Raw genomic sequence first — 5,735 nt, forward strand, 5'->3', positions numbered from 1 at the left:
GGGTGGCATCGGCGGCATCGTCAATTTCAACCTCGGCAAGGTCGAGACCTGCTCGGGGTCGGTCTGATTGCGATGCGCTTGGCGCCATCGCCGTCGACGGTACCTAACCGGCCCGTGCCGTCGCCGACGAGGGTGTGTCGACGCGGGAAATCGCCGATGTCATCGGCCGGCGCCTCGGCGTCCCTGTGGTAGCCAAGACCCACGAGGAGGCAGCCGGCCATTTTGGTTTTGTTGGCCACTTCTTCGGTCTGGACTGGCCGGCCTCGAGCGCGCGGACCAGGGAATTGCTGGGGTGGCAGCCGAGGCAGCCCGGGCTCATCCCGGACCTCGATCGGCCGCGCTATTTCGAAAGCTGAACGGCCGATATCCATCAGGTGAACGATCCAGGCGGTCGGCCGGAGCCGGCGGCCGCCAATTGCGTGCACCACGGGTCTAGCGTGCGACGTTGCCGGTAGCGCAGCCGATTGTCCTTGCTGTATCATTCAACTTCGGGCGGCTGGCAGACCAATAAAGCGCCGGCTAATATGAAGGCGCACCTGCCGCGAGGGTGATTCCGGATCAGGCAAGACACGCGATGGAACCCGACGAACCCAGAAGAGAGCGCCGCCTTCATCCGCGTGAGATTGTCCTGAAGGAGGCCACGATAGTTGCGGGTCCGGACAACCCGGCGATTGGTTGTTCCGTGCGAAATCAGCATGAGCGGGGTGCCGAACTGCGCGTTCCCTCCGACGCCGTCGTGCCGGAGCGGTTTCTGCTGCACGTGCCCGACGATGCAGTCACCTATCAAACGGTGGTGCGCTGGCGACGCAAGGAGCGGCTTGGCGTGCAGTTCTACGGCGCACCGAAGCCTTCGACGACGGCCGCGGATTAGCCTGTCCGCTTTTCGTCTGAGATCACGCTTAGTCCAGCTTCCCCAGAAGACTGCCGGCATGAGGCGCGCACGCCGTCGCCATGACTACTGGCGACCTCACCAGGCGGTCAGCGCCGCAGGCGGAACCCGAGCCCGCGTTGCAATCAGCCGACCAGCGGCGAAAGCAGCCGCGATTATGAAAACCGCGGTGGCGCAAAGGAAGATCGAAGACGCAAGGACGGTCCCGCTGTTGTCGTAGCAAACCGCGAATTCCATGAGCTCTACCCCTGCAATCCCCGCGCGGCTTGCATAATGATCCTGCTTCGGCATGAAAACAAGCATCTGCTAATAAAAGACAGCGCGATCGGCCGCTGAGCCTGCCTGATGATTCGCAGGCGTCAGGCAGCGGCCTTATGGGAAGGCGCACTCTCGGCCGGGAGCTCGTCGCTCACGCTGCCTGCGGCCCGACAGTCTGTTGGGGTGGATTCGACTGACCGCCGGGCCTAACCGGCTTGGGGTTTGGGGGGCAAGCCGGCTGAGACGAAGGTAATATTAGCGACTCTGCAACAAAACCCCGCGGGAACGTTTTCCCCTGCTAATGGCCAGAAGCGCAGCAGCCCGGCGCGCTCTTGTCGGGGGACAGTGACAGAGGGGCGCCGGGCCTTACCGACGTTGCTGCGAGGAAAGCGGCAACCGGCTCCAACATAGTATGCGCCTGCTCATGCAGGCGGAACACATCCATATGAACGAAGGAAGCACTAAAAGGGGGAACAAAAGTCGGGTGCGGCCTACCTCGCGCCCGACTCGGTTCATGCCAGGCGGCGATGGCCATTTGCTGGCGAGTGGCAGAGGGGCAGTCCCTAACGATCAACGATGATGAATCGCGGGCATCCGGTCACGGCATAGCTCGGCGTCGTGAACGTTCCTGTTCCGGTGAAATAGGAACACACTGCCCCGTCAGCCGCTTTCTCCTGCTGATAGAGAATGCCGCTCGACGTGGCGACCAGCGCGCCATTGGAAAGAACGGCCAGCAGGCACAGGCCGGCGAGGATCGTCCGCATTTTAGCTGACTGACTAGGCCCGTTGAAGCTGTCCGACCGAGTGCACGCGAACCCTCAGCACAAGAAGGCGTGTCGCGGCAAACAGCCCCAGCACATTTGAGGCGATGGCGATGTTGACCAGGACCGACAAGACACAGAATGCGCTGGGCGCGTAACAAACGGCTTGCATAGTCTGACCCCTTCAGTTGCCGCCGCTCCCGCCGCCGCTGGTCCATCCGCAGTCGACGGCGGGTGCAGGGCTCATGTACCCGCTCGGTGCGTGGGATTGCACCGTCCCTGACCTGGGAATCTACGACCACAGCAGCGGTCGCGCAATTAATGCAAAAAGCGGGCGGCCTCATCCTTTCAGGGGCTTGGTCTTGAAGCAGAATTTCCAAGCCGTCGACAATGGCCGAACTCACCTGTGGCCAGGTTCCAGATCGAAACCGGAAATCTGTGACTTCCCGATCCATCAAAGTCTAACGATCACGAAAGCGCACTGGAAAGCACGTGTGATAACAGTTGATTCAACCATTGCTGGTATATAAGGCGAGGGTGGCGGCTCCGACCGGCCGTAGGGGTTGGGTTGCCGGAGCCGCCGGCGCAGCCAGGGGTAGTTAGTTGACCGCGCTGTCTCAAATTAGGACAGCGCGGTCTACGAACGGTTAACGCGTCGCACTAATTCAGCGGCGGCTAACGGAATGGAAGCGGCTGGATCAAATTCGAATTGCGGGGCGAGGCCCTATGGCAAGTCCCGCTTTCGGCGCGTCTAACATCCTGTTTCTATTTATATTATGGCGGAGGGAGTGGGATTCGAACCCACGGTGAACTTGCGCCCACGCCGGTTTTCAAGACCGGTGCCTTAAACCGCTCGGCCATCCCTCCATCGTGATTTTTCAATCACTTGGGTGCTTTCGTTGATCTCTGACGTTGCCCTTGGCGCGCCAAGGCACGAGATCATCATTCGCACCGCACTGCTCTAGTGCGGGGCGTAAAGACCTGTCAACCGCGCCAGGATCGACTGGTTACATATTGCCGAACGGCAACAGCTTCCAACGATCGGTCTGGCCCGATTGACAATGCGGCGCAGGGCTGGCCAATCTGTGGCGTGGCCATTTTGCCCCGGGGCTAAGGGAATCATGAGAAAGACCTACGAAAAGCCGGTTCTGATCAAGCGCGAGAAGCTGTCGGTTGTGACGGCGCAGGTGGTCGCGTCGGATTGATCGACGCGCTCGGATCGGCGCCGGGGGGATTGATCCCGGCGGACGTGCTCCTTCGCCTTTTTTGTTTAGATGCCGGCTCTCCAACGTCCTCCGGCGTCACACGAGTACTGTCGTGTGTAGCAGCCACACCGGTGTCCTGCCACAATCTCGCCCCCTTCCGACCACAATCGGTTAATATCGTGATAAACAATTCCTGCGCACAAGGGGATTGGGGATCCGGGTGTCGCTGGCAAGTGTCGAGTGGGTGCTTTGGCTCCGCTGACGTTCAGCTGGTGGCGAGACTGTAGGGGACATCATAAAATGCAGACTTCGGCGCGCCCGCGTCTTCGTCGCGCTCCCGCTCTTGCACTGTGCGCGCTGTCGGCGGTGCTGCTTGCGGCCTGCACATCGACACCGCAGCCGAAGGCGATGGTCGACAAGAGGCCGCGTTCCAAGGAATATTTCGCTGAGACCGAATATGGCGTGAAGGCGAGCCCGCGCGTTGCCTTCATGCGGCGCGGCGGCGGCCGCGACCAACTCGGCAAGCCCTACCAGGTGCGCGGCAAATGGTATTATCCCAAGGAAGACAAGCGCTACCGCAAGGTCGGCCTGGCATCCTGGTATGGCGATGCCTTCCACGGCCGGCTGACGGCCAATGGCGAAGTCTACGACACGGCGCAACTCACGGCGGCGCATCCGACGATGCCGCTGCCGAGCTACGCCCGCGTCACCAACCTCGAAACCGGCAGTTCGGTCATCGTGCGCGTCAACGACCGTGGCCCATACCATGAGGGCCGCATCATCGACGTCTCGCAGCGCGCCGCGCAGATGCTCGACTATGACAAGGTCGGCACCGCTAAGGTGAAGGTCGAATATGTCGGCCGCGCGCCGCTCGATGGCAATGACGACCAGTATCTGATGGCCTCCTACCATCCCGGCAACAGGCGTCCGGATCCGTCCGACGGCCTGCCGACCGGCGTGATGGTGGCGATGAACGGGCCGACGCCGGTTCTGGCGGCGGGCGCGACTGCCGCCGCCGTGCCGTTCCCCGGCCAGCTGACGGATTCCGGCCAGGCGCCGCAGGCCGAGCCGACCATGTCTTCGCAAGCGCCCGGCGACGTGGCGCTGCCTGATTTCGGGCCGATCGTGCCGGAGCGGCCGGACATCAGCCTGCCGCCGAATTCGCCCTTCGCCATGGCCTCGCTTTCCTATGCCGATGAGCGCGTCGGCCGCGCCGATGTCTTCGCGGCTTTCGATGGCGCCGGTATGTCGCCCTCCGACATCCTGCAGTCCTGGAAGAGATCCAATTCGACGTCGCCGGATGTTACCGACTATGTCGCCGCCGGCTCCTTCGATGATGCCGCCGAGGCAAAGCGTGTGGCCTCGGCGCTCAAGCCCTTCGGCCGGACCGAAATCCAGCGGACCGAGCTCGACGGCAATGATTGGTACGCGGTCAACGTCTATCCGGACGGCCATGGCAGCGTCGATGATCTGCTGAAGGCCGCCTGGTCGCACGGCGCGCCGGACGCGCTCGTCGTGCGCGACTGATCTATTTCAACCGCACGGTTGATCCGCCGGAAAAAAGCCTGATAGCTTCACCGAAATTGCCAATACCGGCTAACAGGTCGAGCCTTTATGCAGTTGCGCCTTTTCCCGCCCCTCGCAGGGCTCTGCCTTTTGCTGCTTTCCCTGATTCCGGCCAATGCGCAGCTTTTCGAGACCAAGGCGGCGCAAGCCTTCATGATCGATGCAGACACCGGCACCGTGCTGTTCGCCAAGGATGTCGACAAGCCGATCCCGCCGGCCTCGATGGCGAAGCTGATGACGATGGAAGTGGTCTTCAACGCCATCAAGTCAGGTCGCACGACGCTCGATGACACATTCGTGGTCAGCGAGAACGCCTGGCGCACCGGCGGCGCGCCGTCGGGCACGTCGACCATGTTCGCCAAGCTCAAATCGGCGGTCCGCGTCGAGGACCTGATCCAGGGCGTGACGGTGCAGGCCGCCAATGACGGCTGCATCGTTCTGGCCGAAGGCATGGCCGGATCGGAGTCCAATTTCGCCGCGCAGATGACCGAGCGCGCGCGCCAGCTTGGCCTGCCGAAATCGACCTTCGTCAACTCGACCGGCCTGCCGGCCGACGGCCAGCAGACGACAGTGCACGAACTGGCGCAGCTGGCGCTGCATCTCTGGCGCGACTATCCCGATTTCTATCATTACTACGGCCAGCCGGATTTCACCTGGAACAAGATTACCCAGAGAAACCGCAACCCGCTGCTGGCCATGGGCATCGAGGCCGACGGCTTCGTCGCCGGCACGAGCGAGGCGGCGGGCTTCGGCATTGTCGGCACGGTCAGCCACAATGGCACGCGCGTCATCGCGGCGATGAGTGGGCTGGCGAGCGACCGCGAACGGTCGGAGGAAGCGCGCAAGCTGCTCGACTGGGGCGTCCGCTCGTTCCAGAAGACCGAGATCTTCGCCAAGGACGAGGTGGTCGGGGAAGCCCAGGTGTTCGGCGGCGCCAAATCCGGCGTGGCGCTAAAGGCGAAGGGACCGATCGATATCTTCCTGCCGATCGCCAACCGCGACAAGCTGACGGCGAAAATCGTCTATGACGGCCCGGTCTCGGCGCCGGTGGAGGAG

4 protein-coding genes, 1 tRNA gene and 1 pseudogene are annotated in these 5,735 nt (G+C 62.6%); 4 read left to right on the forward strand and 2 right to left on the reverse strand.

The window, feature by feature from the left end; genetic code table 11:
- Nucleotides 1-116: 116 nt before the first annotated feature.
- Both EN780_RS26035 and EN780_RS26040 read left to right on the forward strand, forming a co-directional pair.
- Nucleotides 117-356 (forward strand): annotated as a pseudogene (locus tag EN780_RS26035) (3-beta hydroxysteroid dehydrogenase); the annotation flags it as partial.
- 218 nt (nucleotides 357-574) lie between these two features.
- Nucleotides 575-871: a PilZ domain-containing protein gene (locus tag EN780_RS26040; RefSeq protein ID WP_128275723.1), complete on the forward strand. Its 297-nt coding sequence runs from the start codon at nucleotides 575-577 to the stop codon at nucleotides 869-871.
- A gap of 839 nt (nucleotides 872-1,710) precedes the next feature.
- On the opposite strand, the gene EN780_RS26050 is transcribed toward EN780_RS26040, so the two are convergent.
- Nucleotides 1,711-1,911 (reverse strand): hypothetical protein, encoded by a 201-nt coding sequence (locus EN780_RS26050; RefSeq protein WP_127282233.1) that lies wholly within the window; start codon nucleotides 1,909-1,911, stop codon nucleotides 1,711-1,713.
- Between the two features lie 774 nt (nucleotides 1,912-2,685).
- Nucleotides 2,686-2,775: transfer RNA gene (locus EN780_RS26055), tRNA-Ser, on the reverse strand.
- Nucleotides 2,776-3,413: 638 nt separating this feature from the next.
- On the opposite strand from EN780_RS26055, the gene EN780_RS26060 reads away from it, so the two are divergent.
- Nucleotides 3,414-4,640 carry a septal ring lytic transglycosylase RlpA family protein gene (locus EN780_RS26060; protein ID WP_128275725.1) on the forward strand — a complete coding sequence of 409 codons (1,227 nt, stop codon included), beginning with the start codon at nucleotides 3,414-3,416 and terminating at the stop codon, nucleotides 4,638-4,640.
- An 87-nt stretch (nucleotides 4,641-4,727) separates the two neighbouring features.
- A partial coding sequence (locus EN780_RS26065; RefSeq protein ID WP_133372718.1) for a D-alanyl-D-alanine carboxypeptidase family protein occupies nucleotides 4,728-5,735 on the forward strand: 1,008 nt, incomplete at its 3' end.

Origin of the sequence: Mesorhizobium sp. M4B.F.Ca.ET.089.01.1.1, from assembly GCF_004022605.1 — a bacterium.
Taxonomy (GTDB): domain Bacteria; phylum Pseudomonadota; class Alphaproteobacteria; order Rhizobiales; family Rhizobiaceae; genus Mesorhizobium; species Mesorhizobium abyssinicae.

Bases quoted from the DNA above. Each gene is read 5' to 3' on its own strand.
- EN780_RS26060 (WP_128275725.1), top strand. From the start codon at position 3,414: ATGCAGACTTCGGCGCGCCCGCGTCTTCGTCGCGCTCCCGCTCTTGCA.
- EN780_RS26040 (WP_128275723.1), top strand. From the start codon at position 575: ATGGAACCCGACGAACCCAGAAGAGAGCGCCGCCTTCATCCGCGTGAG.
- EN780_RS26050 (WP_127282233.1), bottom strand. From the start codon at position 1,911: ATGCGGACGATCCTCGCCGGCCTGTGCCTGCTGGCCGTTCTTTCCAAT.